We start from the raw sequence: 14,811 nt of genomic DNA, 5'->3' as shown, positions 1-14,811 counted from the left end.
CGGGCCCCCGCCCCAACACCCTCACCCATGCCCCTCGCCGCTTGACGAGGAACATAGGGACACCCCCCTGGCGGCCCCGCGGTCTCCCCACCGCCGGGTGGGGTCTCGGTCAGTGCCTCGACTGCCGCCGCCCCCGGCGCAGCGGACCGGCCGCCCACAGCGCCGCCAGGACCAGCAGGGGCTGGAAGAACAGCCTGATGAGCCGCTTGCGGTCGGTGTCCAGGCCGAAGGCGTCGACACCTTCCAGGTACTGGCCGACGTTGCCGGGGAAGATGAGCACGTAGAAGGCCGCGAGCGCGATCCCCACGTACCACCGCCACCTGGGCAGCAGGAGCAGCGCCAGGCCGAAGGCGATCTCGACCACACCGGAGACCAACACCACGAGGTCCTCGCTGAACGGGATCCAGCTGGGCACCTGCGCCTGGAAGTCCTGCCGCGCCAGCGTCAGGTGCATCACGCCGGCAAAGGTCATGGCGAGCCCGAGCAGCAGGCGCACCATGGTCCGTGACAGGCTTGCGGACGGCTGGTCAGGAATCTCGTCCAGCGCTGGGTGCTTCATCGTGCCGGCCACTCCACCTCACCGTCGCCGTCCTCGAAGCTCCAGTAGCGGATCCGGCGGGGCTGGACCTCGATCAGCGTCAGCCCGGGCGTCTGCACGCCCTGCTCGAACCACCGGTCGATGTCCGGGTCCCAGTGACGCTCCATCGCCTGCTGGTCCTGGTGCAGCTCGGCGCGACCCACCACGGCCACCCAGAGGCCCTTGCTGGCATAGGTGACCATCACCTCGGGGCAGCTGCGGATCTGCTCGACCATGGCCTCGTCGCCGTTGGTGAAGAACCAGCTGGAGCCGTCCCACTCCACGTCCTGGTTGTTGCTCATCGGCCGGGCGTCCATGCCCTCGCCGTCCCGCGTGCACAGCAGGCAGGTGTCCAGATCCTTCATGCCTTCGGCCAGGTCGGTCAGGCTGAGCGTCATCATGAGTCCTTCGTTCGGCGGGATGGGTCGACGCAGGCAGCCTAGGCCCACCGCCGCAGCCCTCGCTCCACCCTTGGCGGTCCGAGCCCGTCTCAGACCGAGCTAGCCTCGCACCATGACCCCTCACGACGAAGCACATCGCAATGCCTTGGGCCTGGCCGGTCTCTGCCTGGGGATGGGCGCCCTGCACTTCGCCAGGCCCGAGCCCTTCGATGCGCTGATCCCGAGCCGGCTGCCCGGCACGGCGCGGCAGTGGACGCTCGGCTCGGGCGTGGCGGAGCTGGCCGTCGGAACGCTGCTGGCCGTGCCCGCCACCCGACGAGCCGGCGGCCGGGCGGCCCAGGCCCTGTTCATCGGCGTCTTCCCCGGCAACCTCACGATGGCCTGGCGGTGGCGCCGGCGCCCGCGGCCGCAGCGGCTGGTCTCCTGGGCGCGGCTTCCCCTGCAGGCCGACCTGGTGCGACGCGCCGGCCTGGTGGCCCGCCACGGCTGAGTCCGCCACGGCCTGGCCGGGTCAGGACAGGATGCGCCCCAGCGCCACCCGGTAGCCCCTGGCCACGAACGGCACGAGGGCCCGTGCCATCACGGCGGGAAGGCCTCGTGCGCCATAGCCCTGCCGCCAGGTCAGGCGGGTACCGGTCCCCGTCGGGCTCAGCTCGACGGTGATGGTCCCGTGCAGGAGCGGTCCGGTCTTCTCGATCCGGGCCCGGGTGGGCGGGGACCATTCACGCACCGTCATCCAGTCGTCCAGTGCCAGTGGGCCCACACCCGTGCGCGCCACGAAGTGCGATCCCCGCCGCAGCTCCGGGGAGCCCTCGGCTCGCACCCGGGTGAGGGGGACGGCCAGACTGTGGCGCTCGAGGTCCCACAACTTCTGCCAGACCAGCTCGGGCGGCTGGGGACAGCTCAGCTCGACCTGGAAGACCGGCAGCCGGCCCGTCGCCGGCGAGCGCCCGCTCATGACAGGATCCGCGCGGCGAGGCTGAGGGTCGGTCCCAGCAGCAGCAACATGCCCAGCGACCAGACCAGGTGCGTCACCACGGGCGCCAGGCAGCCTGCCGTGGCGCGGCGCTGCAATCCCACCACGACGCCCAGCACGAGGGCCGCAAAGGCCAGCAGCGGGATGCCCGACATCGCTGTGACCACGGTGTAGAGGATTGTGGACCCGGCCAGCTGCCAGCCGCGCGGCAGTGCCGCGAACAGGGCCCCTCGGAAGAAGAGCTCCTCGGCAAGACCGTTCAGCGCGGTGAGCAGCGCCACCAGCGGCAGGGAGCCCTGGCGGGCATGGTCCAGCAGTTCCTGGACCGGGGTGGCGAGACCGGGCAGCTGGGCCACCAGCACGGCTCCGGTCACGAAGACCATCAGCAGGACCAGACCCACCACCAGGGCCCGAACCAGCTCGTCCCCGACCCGCGCGCCGGCACCGGCCCGTCCGGCCAGCGGCAGTGGGCCGGACAGCCGGGCGCCCACGGCCCAGACGGCGGCTAGTGCCAAGGTCGCGAGGTAGAAGGCGGGATCACCGGCCGGGATCCGCAGCGACCAGGCCAGCACCGCCGCCCCGGCTACCAGCGTCAGCGCACACACACAGCGCGGTCGATACGGGGAGACCGGGCCGCCGTGCATCTCGGCCGTGTCCAGCAGGGAGGCGTGTAGGAAGGAGCGGAGCCCCGCCGCTGGCCGGTTGACGTCTGCCATGTCGTTCCCCATCCCGTTGGCTGCGCTGCCAGCGTACGGCCCGGGCGGGAAGCTCGTCGCCATCCTTCTGTGCGGTGGGGCATGCTGGGGACATGGACAAGCGTGTGGGAATGGTGACCGGCGCCACCGGCTATCTGGGGGCCCTGGTGGTCGAGCGTCTCCTCGCCTCTGGCTGGGAGGTCCGAGTGCTGGTGCGCGACGCCGACAAGCTGGACCCGGGCCTGGCAGAGCGGGTCGAGGTGGTGCAGGGAGATGCCGAATCCGCCGATGACCTGGCTCGTGCCATGCGCGGCGCGTCGGTGGCCTGGTTCCTGATCCACTCGATGGGCGGCTCGGGCGACTTCGCCAGGACGGAGCGGTCCATCGCCCATGCCTTCGCCGAGGCCGCCCGCCGCGAGGGACTGGCGCGCATCGTCTACCTGGGCGGGCTGCACCCCGACACCGCCGAACTCTCCGAACACCTCGCCAGCCGGGTGGAGGTGGGCAGGATCCTGATGGACAGCGGTATTCCCACCGCCGCCATCCAGGCCGGGGTGGTGCTGGGTGAGGGATCGGCCTCCTTCGACATGTTGCGTGCCCTGACCGAGCGGCTGCCCGGCGCCGGCGGGCCCCGGTGGTTGCGCCACCGGATCCAGCCGATCGACGTGCGCGATGTGGTGCACTACCTGGTGGGCGCCGCAGACCTGCCACCAGAGGACAACCGGACCTTCGACGTGGGTGGTCCCGACGTCCTGAGCTATGCCGAGATGATGCAGCGCTATGCGGCGGTGCACGGCCTGGGGCCCCGTCCCGTCGTCACCGCGCCGGTGATGACCCCGAGGCTGGCGGGGCAGTGGATCGGGCTGATCACACCCGTCGAGTCCTCGCTCGCCGCGCCCCTGGTGGGATCGATGCTGCACGACACTGTGGTGAAGGAGCGAGACCTGGACCAGCGCATCGGCCGGCCGGCCGGGGGCCTGACCGGCTTCGACGAGGCGGTGCGCGAGGCCGGACAGGGTCACGACCCGTGGCGTTTCACGAAGACCCTGGCCGTGGTGGGGGCCGCGGTCACGGCCACGGCGGCGCTGGGCGGGATCGCCACCCAACCGGGAACGCTGTGGTACCGCACGCTGCGCAAGCCGGCCTGGCAGCCCCCGGCGGCCGTCTTCGCGCCGGTCTGGACGCTGCTCTATGCGGACATCGCCGCCGTCTCCGCGCTGCACCTGGCCGACCGGCTGGAGGGATTCGAGGACGAGGGAGCCACCGGCTACTCCGCGGCCCTGGCGGCCAACCTGGTGTTGAACGCCGGCTGGTCGTGGACCTTCTTCCGGCAGCGCAACCTGCCGGCGGCCACCGGTGTGGCCCTGGCCCTGGCCGTCAGCTCCGCGGACCTGGTGCGGCGAGTGGGCACGTCGCGGCGCCAGAGGGGCGTCGTCCTGGCCCCCTATGCCGCGTGGACAGGTTTCGCCGCTGTGCTCACCAATGCGCTGCGTCGACGCAACCGCCACCGATGAGCCCCACCGCCGGCCCCAGCGGCAGACCCGGCCCCGAACGTACTCCCGACGGCCGCCACATCGTGGTCGGTGGTCGACGTTGGCGTGCCACCGACCCGGTCCTCGACGAGGCGGTGACGGGCCGCCTGCGGGCCCACCTGGGGCGGGCGCGCTCCATGATCGGTCGGCTGCACTCGGAGGAGGAGCGTCAGCCGTGGCGTCGTCGTGTCCAGCTCGCCAAGCAGGGCCTGGGGGAACGCGGCACGGCCTGGTGGGAACTGGATGAACCGGCCCGCCGGCAGCGGGCGGAGCGCATGCTGGACCTGCTCGAGGATGATGCCTCGGAGCGGGGGTGACCGGCATGGCTCCGCGAGGTCCGGTGTGGCAGCGTTGGCCCCGACGGGGTGTCTGTCCCCAAGAGGCGGGTCCGGGGTCGGGTTCGAGGAGGAAGAGATGACAACCAGTCGACATGACGTGGTCGTGGTGGGGGCCGGGATCGCCGGCCTGTCGTGCGCGCGAGCCCTCGCGGCGGACGGGCACGACGTGGTGGTGCTCGAGGCGCAGACGCAGGTGGGCGGCCGGGTGGCGACGGAGCAGGTGGACGGTTTCCTGGTGGACCGTGGTTTCCAGGTGCTGAACCCGGCCTATCCCCACCTGCGGCGCCGTGTCGACATGCACCGGCTGGGGCTGCGTCGCTTCCCGCGCGAGGTGAGGGTCCGCACCCTCGACGGCCTGGCCGAGGTCAGCGATCCCAGCCGGCGTCCTGACCGGCTGCCCCGAAGCCTTCGGTCCGGCCTGGTGCGAGCCGGTGACGTCGCCGCCCTGGCAGCGGTGGCGCGAGCCGCCGCCGGTGCGGACCTCACCCGGCGGGAGGTCTTCGATCGCGCGGGCTTCACCACGCCGCTGCGCCACCAGGTGGTGGACCCCTTCCTGGCGGGCGTGGTCTGCGAGCAGGACGGCAGCACGTCCGCCCGGTTCACCGCCTGGCTGCTGGCGATGTTCGCCGCCGGCACGCCCGGGCTGCCCAGCGGTGGCATGGCCACCCTGCCCCGCATCATGGCCGAGGACCTCGACGTGCGGTTGGGCACCCGGGTGGAGGCGCTCGATCCTGCCACGGCGAGCCTGAACACCAGTGAGGGCGACTTCAGCGCTCGGGCGGTGGTGATTGCCGCCGGCCCACTGGAGGCGGCGCGGCTGGAGGGCACCGAGCCGGTGGCCGTGCACGCCACCCGCAGCTTCTGGTTCGCCACGCACCGGGCGCCCAGCCACAGCCCGGCGATCCATCTGGACGGGACCGGCTCCGGGCCGGTGGCCACCACCACCGTGGTCAGCCACTTGGCACCGGAATATGCCCCGGCCGGTGAGCACCTGGTGGCGGCCCTGACGGTGGGGGAGTCCGCCGACGAGCACCAGGTCCGTGACCACTTGGGACTGGTCTACGGCGCCGACCCCGCGGACTGGCGACTGGTGCGCGAGCACCACGTGCCGGTCACCGTCCCGGCTGTCGGGCCGGGGGCGCACCGCGCCGGTGCCGGGGTGCGCATCGTCCAGCGCACCATCACCTGCGGCGACCAGTTCGGCAACGCCTCCCTCGACGGTGCCGCGGCCTCCGGGCGTCGGGCCGCCCGGGAAGCGCTCAATCTGCTGCGCTGAGGCCTCGACCACCGATCTCCAGGCGCATTCCTCGCAGCTGGTAGCCCGCCACCAGGTCGTCCCAGGACAGCTCGGGAGGCTGGACCAGCCGGGCGTCCAGGGCCAGCAGCCGGGTGAGCAGGACGTCGGTTTCCCAGATGGCCAGGTGCTGGCCGGGACAGCGGTGGGCGCCGTCGCCGAAGCTCAGCCCACTGGCCCGCACCCCGCCCGCCGTCTGCCGGCTCGGGCACAGCCGCAGCGGCTGCTCGCCCACCGCGGCGGGGTCGGCGTTGGCGGCGCGCACGTCGATGTCCACCAGCCCCCCGGCCGGGATCACCACCTCGTCCGGATCGTCGCCCAGCGGCACACCTTCGGTGGCGCGACGATAGAGGTGGCCCACCACCGGCTCCAGCCGGATCAGCTCCTCCAGGATCGCGTGGCGCTCCTCGCGGGGTGCCTGGAGGTAGCGGCTGCGCAAGGACGGGTCGTCGAGCAGGTGCCAGGCGGCCATGCAGATGAACTCCCGGGTGGTGACCATGCCGGCGGTGCCATAGGTGACCGCCTCCACCAGCAGGGCCGGCCAGGAATGGCCCTGCTGCACCAGGTGGCCCATCACGTCGTCGGCGCTGCCTCGGCGACGCTGCCGCACGGCGGGGGCCACGTCGCCCAGCGCGAAGCGAGTCAGGGGTACCAGTCCGTTGACAGCTGCCCGCAGCCTCTGCCGGGGGGTTCGTCCCAGGTCCGCACGGGTCAGGTCGAAGGGTGGCTGGTTGAAGAAGCTCTCGAGCCGTCGGGCCATCGCCTCGGTGCGGCGGCGCCGACGCGCGTCGGTGTCGCCACGACGCTGGTGGGTCAGGCCCACGATCTCGGCGGTCACCTCGACGGTGTAGAACAGGGCCGCCTCGTCCAGCAGGAGGTGGCCGGTGCGTTGCGCCCGCTCCACCAGCTGGTCGGCGCTGCGCTCCATCAGGGCCAGGTGCCGCTCGGCCACCACAGTCGGCGCGAAGAAGCGGGCCACCGCGCGGCGCTGGGCGTCGTGGCCCGGTCCGTCGTCGATCAGGATGGGGCGCTGGCGCATCCGCCCCCGGGGGATGTGTTCAGCGGTGAACCCGGCCTGGCGGGTCTGGTGCCTGGCACGCAGCAACTGCTGGGCCAGCCGGTGGTCGCGCAGCAACCACAGGCCTTCGCGCAGCTCGACGCCGGGTCCCGCGATGGCCTCTCCGGGCCGCACGGCACGACGCTGGCTGACCGGGCCGGCGGCGGGATGGGGGCAGCCGGTCGCTGCCTCCGGATGGTCAGCGGGACCACTCATGGTGCTCCTGTTCGGTTGTGGGCCCCGACCCCGCGGTCTGCCGGCCGGGTCCTCAGGTCGGTGATGCCGGCGGCGGTGGCTGCCACCAGCGCCGGACGGTGCCGGGGCGTCATCGTCCACCACTGACGGCCCATCGCGGCCAGGACCGCTCGGGTACTGGTACGGGGGTCGAGCACGGCGCGCTGGGCGCTGCCGGGCATCCGGGAGAAGGCCCCGAACAGCTCCATCGTGGCGTCGCCGCCCAGCCGGTCCAGGGCGGCCAGCGCCAGGCGTCGGGGGTCGGCGGACCTGGACGGCCAGCTGCGGTGCTCCAGCAGTGCCCGGGCCAGCTCGTCGGCCTGCTGCAGGCTGCTGCCCACGCTGTAGCCGGAGATCGGGTTCAACTGGTCCCCGGCCGAGCCGAAGCGGTGCACCTGCGCCGGCCCGGGCACCGCAGGGCGGGGCGCCGGCAGCAGCGGGATGTGGACCCTCTCGGTGGGGGCGGCCGCCATCTCGTGGGCCGCGACCCCGTGGCGTCGCAGCCGCACCGCCAGCCGGTGGCGCAGGAGCCCACGGTCCATGGCGGGGGTGGCGGCCAGGCTGGTCTCCTCCGCGAGCACCCCGCCGCCGGGCACCGGAACCAGGTAGCAGAAGCTGGGGCGACGCGGGCCCCAGGAGGTCGCGCCGTCGTGGGGGCGCCAATCCATCAGCACCGAGTCGGCACCCTCCAGCAGACCGGCGGCCAGCTCGGCGGGCAGCACGACGCCGTAGGCGCTCTGGGTGGGCCCCTCGCGCCACCGCCGGCCGCGGCTGCGGACCGGCAGCGGGTGGGAGCCGCGGCAGTCCACCACCACCGGCGCCAGGGTGGACATCGCGGCCTCGTCCAGCAGCTCGGGCAGCGGCTCGGCCGCCGAGATGTCCAGGCTCCGCTGCAGCCGCCCGCTGTCCAGCACCAGGTAGCGGTCATCGAGCTGCACCGGCCGGGGGGCGCGGATCACGGGCCGGCCGGCCTGTGCCCCGACGACATCGTCGTCCAGCCAGTCGGGCAGCTGGTGCTGCCAGGCCGCATAGGTCTGCCACCAGGCTCGCTCGGGGGCGGGGTCGGCCACCACCACCCGAGCGCCGTGGTGCAGCAGCCGGTACGCCAGGGCACGCCCGGCCGGGCCCAGACCCACCACCGCCACGTCGGCCTGCGGGAACCTCATGACGCTCTCCCGGGGGCCTGGGGCAGGCCCAGGTCGACGCCACCGCGAGCGGCGGTCATGGCCTTGCGCCAGGTGGGCAGGCGCAGCCGTCCGGAGAAGACGTCGTAGTCGTTGTCCTCCACAAGGTCCAGGATGCGTGCGTAGAGCAACCGGGCCGTGCCCACGCAGCGACGCGACGCCGGGGGCAGCAGGCCAAGGCCCTGGTCGGCCTGCGCGTACAGCTCACGGTTGCGCGCGATCTCGAAACGCATCAGCTCGCGCCACGGCTCGTCCACCACCCGGCGGCGCGGATCGGCGCCGAAGCGTCGCAGGTCCTCCTGCGGGATGTAGACCCGGCCCCGCGACAGGTCCTCGTCCACGTCGCGCAGGAAGTTGGTGAGCTGGAAGGCGAAGCCCAGGGCCCGGGCCGGCTCGCGCGCCGCGGGGGAGCTGGGTCGCAGCACCGGCAGCATCATCTCCCCGATCACGGCCGCCGACCCCTCCATGTAGTCCAGCAGGTCGGACCAGGTCTGGTAGCTCGTGGTGTCGAGGTCCATGGACATGGCGCCCAAGAAGCGGTCGAAGCACTCCAGCGTGATGCCGGAGCTGCGCACCGTGGTGCCGACCGCCGCCAGGACCGGCCCGGCCGAGGAGGGATCGTCGACCGCCCGCTCGAAGGCGGCCTGGAAGGCTCGCAGGGCGGCCCGGGTGGCGGGGACCCGCTCCGTGCTGGCGGTGGCCATCGGCGCGTCGACGATGTCGTCGGCGAGCCGGCACAGTGCATAGGTGGCGTTCCCACCAGTCGTGTGTGAACGGCGGTGCTTGGCGCGCCACTCGACGACTAGCTGAAGCGCCGGGACTCGGAGCTCTGCCATCGGGCCGACCACTACGGCGTGATGGGGCACGTCCTGGAGATGATCTGGTCGATGGAGGCGTCGGCGCTGCTGTTCGACACGACGGCCACTGGACAGGGCACTGTCGTACCCGCTGCATCAGAATCGGCGAGAGGGGGAGCCAGCCCATCAGGTCTCCTCGGGGGACGACAGGCGTACGGGACTCCTACAGTCGCTCACCGAGCATGCAGGACCGGCCCGAGCAGCATGCCCGGGGCAGCCCACCCGACTCCTGCGAAGGAGGGCCCGCCGGACGTGGCCCTGGGGGTGGGCGGACGGGCGCGACGATCAGGAGGTCGGTGCGCCGGGTTCAAGAGACCCCCTGTCGGTGGAGCTTGAAAACACACCAAGTTTCCATTGAACGGGCAGGAAGTCACACGATCTCGGGACATCGGAATGTGCTTTTGACCACATTCGCCCGATTGGTTGGGATGACACCCCGTTTCAAGTTGCTTTTACCAGCGCCGCAGCCCAGTCTGAACAGCAATGGGTCACCTGTCTGGAAGGGGCCCGCACGTCATGCTTGGAACTGCGTCATCGGGTGAGCGGCTTCTTGCAGATCTCATGGAGAAAGAGGAGCGATTCCATGCCCAGAGCGGGGCACCTGACAGTGGTGCACGGCGCCGTCGACGGTGAGCGGAGCATGCAGCTGCGCCAGGCGGCCCAGTCGCGAGGATCTGTCTACGTCAGCCGCAGCCTGGTGCGCCGCATGGTGGCCGGTGCGGTCTCGGTGGACGTGGACGTGCAGCACACCATCCAGGTGGCCACCTCCGGGATGGTGAACGGCCTGCTGCGGGTGGGCCACGATGTCCTGCTCGACGACGCGAAGATGTCGCCCTGGCGTGAGCGGCAGTACCGCAACCTGGCCCTGGCCTGCCGGGCGGGTTTCGACGTGGTGGAGGGCAGCCACCTGCTGGCCCAGGACACGGAGACCGCCTCGCTGACGGCACCGCAGGACGAGCCCTCCGCTCCCCGCCGGTAGCGGCTGACCGCGACGACCTGGCTCGGGACGGCAGCCGGGCGACTGCCATCTGGGAAGCCTCCTGGAGCGAGCGGCGCTTCCGTATCCTGTGGGCGCACACCTGACTGCCCTCGAAAGGACCCTCCATGAGCACCGGCCAGCCCCCACCGTCCGGGGCCACTTCCCAAGGACCGGCCTCCGCCAGCCGCGGCGCCTTCAGCGGGCGCACCGCCTTCATCATGGCCGCCATCGGCTCCGCCGTCGGCCTGGGCAACATCTGGCGCTTCCCCTATGTGGCCTATTCCAACGGTGGCGGCGCCTTCATCCTGCCCTACGTGATCGCGCTGGTCTGCGCGGGCATCCCGTTGCTGCTGCTGGACTACGCGGTGGGCCACCGCTGGCGTGGCTCGGCCCCGCTGTCCTTCCGGCGCCTGCACCGCCTGACCGAGCCGATCGGCTGGTGGCAGGTGCTGATCTGCGTGGTGATCGGCGTCTACTACGCGCTGATCCTGGCCTGGGCGCTGCGCTACTTCCTGTTCTCCTTCACCAAGGCCTGGGGCGACGACCCCGGCACCTTCTTCATGGAGTCCTTCACCCGGGCGGTTCCCGCTGACCAGGCCTCCATCGGCTTCGACTTCGTGCCCGGCATCGCCATCCCGCTGCTGCTGGTCTGGCTGGCCGTGATCGGCTGCCTGGCCCTGGGTGTGCAGAAGGGCATCGCGGGCAGCTCGCTGCTGTTCATCCCGCTGCTGGTGGTGATGTTCGTGGTGCTGGTCGTGGTGGCCCTCACGCTGCCCGGCGCCACCAAGGGCCTCGACGCGCTGTTCACGCCTGACTGGTCGGCGCTGACCAATTCCTCGGTCTGGGTGGCGGCCTTCGGCCAGATCTTCTTCTCGCTGTCGGTGGGCTTCGGCATCATGGTGACCTACGCCTCCTACGTGAAGAAGAATGCCGACCTCACCGGCTCCGGCCTGGTGGTGGGCTTCGCCAACTCCTCCTTCGAGCTGCTGTGCGGCATCGGCGTCTTCGCCGCCCTGGGCTTCATGGCGCAGGCTGCGGACAAGCCGGTCTCGGAGGTGGCCAGCTCCGGCATCGGACTGGCCTTCATCGCCTTCCCCACGATCATCAACCAGGCCCCGATGGGGACCCTGATCGGCGTGCTCTTCTTCGGCTCGCTGGTCTTCGCCGGCTTCACCTCGATGATCTCCATCGTCGAGGTGATCATCGCCGCCGTCGAGGACAAGTTCGGCACCGGCCGCGTGGCCTCCACCCTGCTGGTGGGGATCCCGATGGCGCTGGTCTCCGCGCTGCTCTTCCCGACCACCACCGGGCTGAACCTGCTCGACGTCACCGACGCCTTCGTCAACAACTTCGGCATCGTGGGCGCCGCGCTGGTCTCCGCGCTCACCCTGACCGCGGGCTTCACGGCGCTGCCCACCCTGCGACGCCACCTCAACAAGGCCGGCTCGTTCAAGCTGGGGCGCGGCTGGCAGCTGCTGGTCGGTGCCGTGGCACCGGTGGTGCTGGGCTACACGCTGATCGGCGAGATCCAGACACGTCTCGAGAAGGGCTACGGCGGCATGCCGTCCAGCTTCGTCGGGGTCTGGGGCTGGGGCATGACGGTGGGCCTGGTCCTGCTGGCCGTGGTCTTCTCCCTGGCGCCCTGGTCGGAGAAGTCGAACCTGCACACCCTGGACTCCGACGGCGACCCGATCCCGGGCCCGGTCCTGGACCCGATCGTTGACCGCAAGCGCTTCGAGGACATCCGTTCCCGCGAGAACCTGGACCTGGCCTCGGTGGCCGACACCCACTCCCGCACCACCCTGGACCTGAAGGAGGGCTCGAAGTGAGCACCGGAGCACTCGTGATGATGGCCTTCGCCATCGTGGTCATCTGGGGCGGCCTGGCCTGGGCGGTCAGCCGGCTCTACCGCTTCCCGGAGGGGTCGGTCCGTCTGCTCGACGACGACGGCCGTCCCGTGGAGGGCTACGCCGAACTCGTCTGACCTCGTCGGGTCGGACCGGTCCGGACAGCACGACGCCCGCACCATGTGGTGCGGGCGTCGTCGTGTCCGGGCAGCCGCCCGGCAGGCTCAGCAGCTGCGCGGGGCCTGCTGCTCGGCCACCTGGTCGATCACCCAGGAGCCGGAGGCGCTGGAGAGCACCACGCGCTGGGTGTGCACCTGGCACTTCTTGCCGGGGCCCTCCAGCTGCAGGGTCCAGATCAGGGTGTCGGTGAACTCGTCACGCTTCTCCAGGTTGTCCACATTGGCGGCGCCGGCGATCACGCCCTTGTGCTGGGCCAGGAACTTCTCGGGGCTGCCGTAGCGCTTCTGCTCCGCCGGGCCGAGTCCCTGCCAGGCCACCTGCGCGCCGGTCAGGCCGGTGAGCTCCTCGGTCTCGGTGGGATAGGACATCCCCCACAGGTAGCGCGACAGGGCGGTCTTGATGGCGGGGGCGTCGGGATGGATCGAGGTCATCGACGGCGGGCCCAGCTCCTCGCACTTCGCCATCTTCAGCGCGGCCGGCTTGGCCTTCCACGCCTTCATCAGGGCCGCCGCCTTGGTCATGGGGACGGCGTGGTGCACGCCGGCGCCGCTCGGATCGGTGGAGACCTCCATGCCGACGGCCTTGCCGGAGGCATCCAGCAGCACGCCACCGGAGTTGCCGGGCGCGGCATTGGCCGTGTGGGAGATCAGCCCCTCGAGCTTCGTCCCGTCCACCTCGAGACCGCCGTCGGTGGCCTCCACCGTGCCGGCCGCCTGGTGGGCTGCCCGGCCGGCCGGGTAGGCCAGCAGGGTGACCGCATCGCCCTGCTTCGGTGCCGCCGTGCCCAGCGAGAAGGCCGGCCCGGTGAGCCGGGAGCCGTCGCCGGTGGGCAGCAGCTGCACCAGCGCGAGGTCGCTGGCCGCGTCGGTGCCCAGCACCTTGCCGCGCACCACGCCGCCGGGGGAGTGCACGGCGACGCTGGCGGCGCCCTTGAACAGGTGGGCGGCGGTGAGCACCAGGTCGTCGTCGACGAAGAAGCCGGACCCCGTCACCATGTTCTGGCAGTTGTTCACCTGGACCCGCACCAGGCCCGCGGCACGGCTGCCGGCAGGCTTGGCGCTCGCCGGCGGAGCGGCCGGCTTGACCGGGGTGACCGGTGCCTTGGTCGGCGTCGCCGAGGCACTGGTGGCGGTGGCGCCCGGACTGGCCGCGGCGCTGCCTCCGGACGCGCTGGTGGAGGGCGTCGACGTGCCCGACGAGCCGCTGCTGCATCCTGCAGCAAGGCTGGCGAGCGCGACGGCGCAGACGGACAGGCGGCCCACAGATCCCCGAGTGTGCATGCCCCCACTCTTGCAGATGGCTGCCCGGTACGCCCGGTACCGGGCGTACCGGGCAGCGCCCTCGCAGGCAACAGGTGGCCCAGCTACGGGAGGCACTGGCCGATGGCCTAGCCTGTCGGGCGGACGGAAGGTGTGCATGGACATCCTGGTGAAGGCGCTCTCGCTGGTGGCGATCATCGCGGTCGGCTACCTCATCAAGCGCATCGGCTGGGTGAAGACCTCCGACTTCGGGATCTTCTCGCGCATCGTGCTGCGCATCACGCTGCCCTGCATGCTGGTCACCGCCTTCAACGACCACCACCTGCAGGTGCACCAGCTGGGCCTGGCCGTGGTGGCGCTGGGCGTGAACCTGGTGCTCCAGCTGGCGGGCCGGCTGCTGGAGCATCGCGGTGGGCCGCAGCAGCAGGCCTTCGGCATCATCAACCTGCCCAGTTTCAACATGGGTGCCTTCGCGACCCCCTACCTGGCCGGCTTCATGGGCCCGGCCGCGGTGGTCCACGCCAGCCTGTTCGACATCGGCAACGCCTTCGCGGCCGCGGGCATCGGCTACGCCTGGGCCACCGGCACCGCCGACGAGGGGCGGCGCACCACCCCCGGCATCTTCCTCAAGGCGATGTTCAGCTCGGTGATCTTCGACGTCTACCTCGCCCTGGTGGTGATGAAGCTGCTGGAGGTGCGCCTGCCGGACCAGTTCATCACCTTCACCTCGACGGTGGGCCAGGCCAACACCTTCCTGGCCATGCTGATGATCGGCATCGGCCTGGAGATCCGGATGGAGGCCAGCCAGGCCCGACGGGCGGTGCGCTACCTGGGGCTGCGCTACGCCCTGGTCAGCCTGATGGCGCTCGCCCTGTGGTTCTCCCCGCTGCCGCAGGACTGGCGCCTGATGCTGGTGATCGTGATGTACGCACCCATCGCCGCGATGGCGCCCGGATTCACCGAGGAGATCGGTGGCGACGTGCAGCTGTCCACCTTCATGACCAGCGTCAGCATCCTGGTCGGCATCGTGGTGATGCCGCTGCTGGTGGCCTTCCTGGGCTGAGGGGGCCTCAGTCCGTGAGGCCGGCCCAGGGGTCGCCGAAGTGGTCGTGGGTGGCCACGACGTCGAAGCCCGGGCCCAGCTCCTCCTGGACCAGACGGGCCAGACGGTAGCCTTCCAGCAGGTGCTGCAGACGCGCGACTTCTGAGGGCCATGCGAGGCCCGGCTCCAGGGCACCGAAGTCTGCGGCCCAGTCCACGGCCCGCTGGACCAGATCGCCGCTCAGCAGGCCCATGCCCTCGTCGTCGTACTCCGGCCGGTCAGCCGGGAACCACAGCGGCCAGTCCCTGCCGTACTCGGCGAAGAGCCTCACCCGGATCCGCTCGCTCATCCGGTCCGAC

Annotated in this window: 17 protein-coding genes; 8 read left to right on the top strand and 9 right to left on the bottom strand. The window is 71.6% G+C overall.

Features of this window, described 5'->3' with window-relative positions:
- Positions 1 to 109: 109 nt before the first annotated feature.
- A complete protein-coding gene (locus ABD073_RS11695; RefSeq protein ID WP_386751684.1) occupies positions 110 to 559 on the bottom strand; it encodes a DoxX family protein in 450 nt (149 codons plus the stop codon).
- Entirely contained in the window at positions 556 to 975 is a 420-nt protein-coding gene (locus tag ABD073_RS11690) for a pyridoxamine 5'-phosphate oxidase family protein (protein WP_343874811.1), read from the bottom strand. Before ABD073_RS11690 ends, ABD073_RS11695 begins: the two co-directional genes overlap by 4 nt.
- 115 nt (positions 976 to 1,090) lie before the next feature.
- Between ABD073_RS11690 and ABD073_RS11685 the strand changes: the two genes are divergently transcribed.
- Positions 1,091 to 1,468 carry a DoxX family protein gene (locus ABD073_RS11685; RefSeq protein WP_343874810.1) on the top strand — a complete coding sequence of 126 codons (378 nt, stop codon included), beginning with the start codon at positions 1,091 to 1,093 and terminating at the stop codon, positions 1,466 to 1,468.
- 21 nt (positions 1,469 to 1,489) lie between these two features.
- On the opposite strand, the gene ABD073_RS11680 is transcribed toward ABD073_RS11685, so the two are convergent.
- Positions 1,490 to 1,936 carry an SRPBCC family protein gene (locus ABD073_RS11680; RefSeq protein ID WP_343874809.1) on the bottom strand — a complete coding sequence of 149 codons (447 nt, stop codon included), beginning with the start codon at positions 1,934 to 1,936 and terminating at the stop codon, positions 1,490 to 1,492.
- The gene (locus ABD073_RS11675; protein ID WP_343874807.1) at positions 1,933 to 2,670 is read right to left on the bottom strand and encodes a CPBP family intramembrane glutamic endopeptidase; all 738 of its coding nucleotides are present in this window, start codon (positions 2,668 to 2,670) and stop codon (positions 1,933 to 1,935) included. The genes ABD073_RS11680 and ABD073_RS11675 overlap by 4 nt, the downstream gene beginning before the upstream one ends.
- 92 nt (positions 2,671 to 2,762) lie before the next feature.
- Between ABD073_RS11675 and ABD073_RS11670 the strand changes: the two genes are divergently transcribed.
- From ABD073_RS11670 to ABD073_RS11660, 3 genes are all read left to right on the top strand, one after another.
- Complete coding sequence (locus ABD073_RS11670) at positions 2,763 to 4,163, top strand: tryptophan-rich sensory protein (RefSeq protein WP_343874805.1); 1,401 nt, start codon at positions 2,763 to 2,765, stop codon at positions 4,161 to 4,163.
- The gene (locus ABD073_RS11665; protein WP_343874803.1) at positions 4,160 to 4,498 is read left to right on the top strand and encodes a hypothetical protein; all 339 of its coding nucleotides are present in this window, start codon (positions 4,160 to 4,162) and stop codon (positions 4,496 to 4,498) included. Before ABD073_RS11670 ends, ABD073_RS11665 begins: the two co-directional genes overlap by 4 nt.
- A gap of 97 nt (positions 4,499 to 4,595) precedes the next feature.
- Positions 4,596 to 5,795 (top strand): FAD-dependent oxidoreductase, encoded by a 1,200-nt coding sequence (locus tag ABD073_RS11660; protein ID WP_343874801.1) that lies wholly within the window; start codon positions 4,596 to 4,598, stop codon positions 5,793 to 5,795.
- Here ABD073_RS11660 and ABD073_RS11655 read toward each other — a convergent pair.
- Genes ABD073_RS11655 through ABD073_RS11645 form a run of 3 tightly spaced genes read right to left on the bottom strand, consistent with a single transcriptional unit; the run spans position 5,779 to position 9,124 of the window.
- On the bottom strand, positions 5,779 to 7,086 hold the full coding sequence (locus ABD073_RS11655; RefSeq protein ID WP_343874800.1) for a cytochrome P450: 1,308 nt from the start codon (positions 7,084 to 7,086) through the stop codon (positions 5,779 to 5,781). The two genes, ABD073_RS11660 and ABD073_RS11655, sit on opposite strands and share 17 nt — an antisense overlap.
- A complete protein-coding gene (locus ABD073_RS11650) occupies positions 7,083 to 8,270 on the bottom strand; it encodes a lycopene cyclase family protein (RefSeq protein WP_343874798.1) in 1,188 nt (395 codons plus the stop codon). Before ABD073_RS11650 ends, ABD073_RS11655 begins: the two co-directional genes overlap by 4 nt.
- The gene (locus ABD073_RS11645) at positions 8,267 to 9,124 is read right to left on the bottom strand and encodes a phytoene/squalene synthase family protein (RefSeq protein ID WP_343874797.1); all 858 of its coding nucleotides are present in this window, start codon (positions 9,122 to 9,124) and stop codon (positions 8,267 to 8,269) included. The genes ABD073_RS11650 and ABD073_RS11645 overlap by 4 nt, the downstream gene beginning before the upstream one ends.
- A gap of 604 nt (positions 9,125 to 9,728) precedes the next feature.
- On the opposite strand from ABD073_RS11645, the gene ABD073_RS11640 reads away from it, so the two are divergent.
- From ABD073_RS11640 to ABD073_RS11630, 3 genes are all read left to right on the top strand, one after another.
- The gene (locus tag ABD073_RS11640; protein ID WP_343874795.1) at positions 9,729 to 10,124 is read left to right on the top strand and encodes a hypothetical protein; all 396 of its coding nucleotides are present in this window, start codon (positions 9,729 to 9,731) and stop codon (positions 10,122 to 10,124) included.
- Positions 10,125 to 10,249: 125 nt separating this feature from the next.
- Complete coding sequence (locus tag ABD073_RS11635; RefSeq protein WP_343874793.1) at positions 10,250 to 11,953, top strand: sodium-dependent transporter; 1,704 nt, start codon at positions 10,250 to 10,252, stop codon at positions 11,951 to 11,953.
- The gene (locus tag ABD073_RS11630) at positions 11,950 to 12,108 is read left to right on the top strand and encodes a methionine/alanine import family NSS transporter small subunit (RefSeq protein ID WP_343874791.1); all 159 of its coding nucleotides are present in this window, start codon (positions 11,950 to 11,952) and stop codon (positions 12,106 to 12,108) included. The genes ABD073_RS11635 and ABD073_RS11630 overlap by 4 nt, the downstream gene beginning before the upstream one ends.
- An 87-nt stretch (positions 12,109 to 12,195) precedes the next feature.
- Here ABD073_RS11630 and ABD073_RS11625 read toward each other — a convergent pair whose 3' ends face one another.
- On the bottom strand, positions 12,196 to 13,431 hold the full coding sequence (locus ABD073_RS11625) for a S1C family serine protease (protein WP_343874790.1): 1,236 nt from the start codon (positions 13,429 to 13,431) through the stop codon (positions 12,196 to 12,198).
- A gap of 136 nt (positions 13,432 to 13,567) precedes the next feature.
- Here ABD073_RS11625 and ABD073_RS11620 point away from each other — a divergent pair, with 136 nt between their 5' ends.
- Positions 13,568 to 14,473, top strand: a complete 906-nt coding sequence (locus tag ABD073_RS11620; protein ID WP_343874789.1) for an AEC family transporter — start codon at positions 13,568 to 13,570, stop codon at positions 14,471 to 14,473.
- A 7-nt stretch (positions 14,474 to 14,480) separates the two neighbouring features.
- Here the strand turns inward: ABD073_RS11620 and ABD073_RS11615 are convergent, their stop codons facing one another.
- The gene (locus ABD073_RS11615; protein ID WP_343874787.1) at positions 14,481 to 14,801 is read right to left on the bottom strand and encodes a hypothetical protein; all 321 of its coding nucleotides are present in this window, start codon (positions 14,799 to 14,801) and stop codon (positions 14,481 to 14,483) included.
- Positions 14,802 to 14,811 lie beyond the last annotated feature (10 nt).

It is taken from the genome of Luteococcus peritonei, assembly GCF_039526385.1.
GTDB lineage: Bacteria > Actinomycetota > Actinomycetes > Propionibacteriales > Propionibacteriaceae > Luteococcus > Luteococcus peritonei.
The sequence above is the reverse complement of the archived record's forward strand: the minus strand, read 5'-3'. Positions and strand labels throughout refer to the sequence as shown.

Bases quoted from the DNA above. Each gene is read 5' to 3' on its own strand.
- ABD073_RS11695 (WP_386751684.1), bottom strand. From the start codon at position 559: ATGAAGCACCCAGCGCTGGACGAGATTCCTGACCAGCCGTCCGCAAGC.
- ABD073_RS11690 (WP_343874811.1), bottom strand. From the start codon at position 975: ATGACGCTCAGCCTGACCGACCTGGCCGAAGGCATGAAGGATCTGGAC.
- ABD073_RS11685 (WP_343874810.1), top strand. From the start codon at position 1,091: ATGACCCCTCACGACGAAGCACATCGCAATGCCTTGGGCCTGGCCGGT.
- ABD073_RS11680 (WP_343874809.1), bottom strand. From the start codon at position 1,936: ATGAGCGGGCGCTCGCCGGCGACGGGCCGGCTGCCGGTCTTCCAGGTC.
- ABD073_RS11675 (WP_343874807.1), bottom strand. From the start codon at position 2,670: ATGGCAGACGTCAACCGGCCAGCGGCGGGGCTCCGCTCCTTCCTACAC.
- ABD073_RS11670 (WP_343874805.1), top strand. From the start codon at position 2,763: ATGGACAAGCGTGTGGGAATGGTGACCGGCGCCACCGGCTATCTGGGG.
- ABD073_RS11665 (WP_343874803.1), top strand. From the start codon at position 4,160: ATGAGCCCCACCGCCGGCCCCAGCGGCAGACCCGGCCCCGAACGTACT.
- ABD073_RS11660 (WP_343874801.1), top strand. From the start codon at position 4,596: ATGACAACCAGTCGACATGACGTGGTCGTGGTGGGGGCCGGGATCGCC.
- ABD073_RS11655 (WP_343874800.1), bottom strand. From the start codon at position 7,086: ATGAGTGGTCCCGCTGACCATCCGGAGGCAGCGACCGGCTGCCCCCAT.
- ABD073_RS11650 (WP_343874798.1), bottom strand. From the start codon at position 8,270: ATGAGGTTCCCGCAGGCCGACGTGGCGGTGGTGGGTCTGGGCCCGGCC.
- ABD073_RS11645 (WP_343874797.1), bottom strand. From the start codon at position 9,124: ATGGCAGAGCTCCGAGTCCCGGCGCTTCAGCTAGTCGTCGAGTGGCGC.
- ABD073_RS11640 (WP_343874795.1), top strand. From the start codon at position 9,729: ATGCCCAGAGCGGGGCACCTGACAGTGGTGCACGGCGCCGTCGACGGT.
- ABD073_RS11635 (WP_343874793.1), top strand. From the start codon at position 10,250: ATGAGCACCGGCCAGCCCCCACCGTCCGGGGCCACTTCCCAAGGACCG.
- ABD073_RS11625 (WP_343874790.1), bottom strand. From the start codon at position 13,431: ATGCACACTCGGGGATCTGTGGGCCGCCTGTCCGTCTGCGCCGTCGCG.
- ABD073_RS11620 (WP_343874789.1), top strand. From the start codon at position 13,568: ATGGACATCCTGGTGAAGGCGCTCTCGCTGGTGGCGATCATCGCGGTC.
- ABD073_RS11615 (WP_343874787.1), bottom strand. From the start codon at position 14,801: ATGAGCGAGCGGATCCGGGTGAGGCTCTTCGCCGAGTACGGCAGGGAC.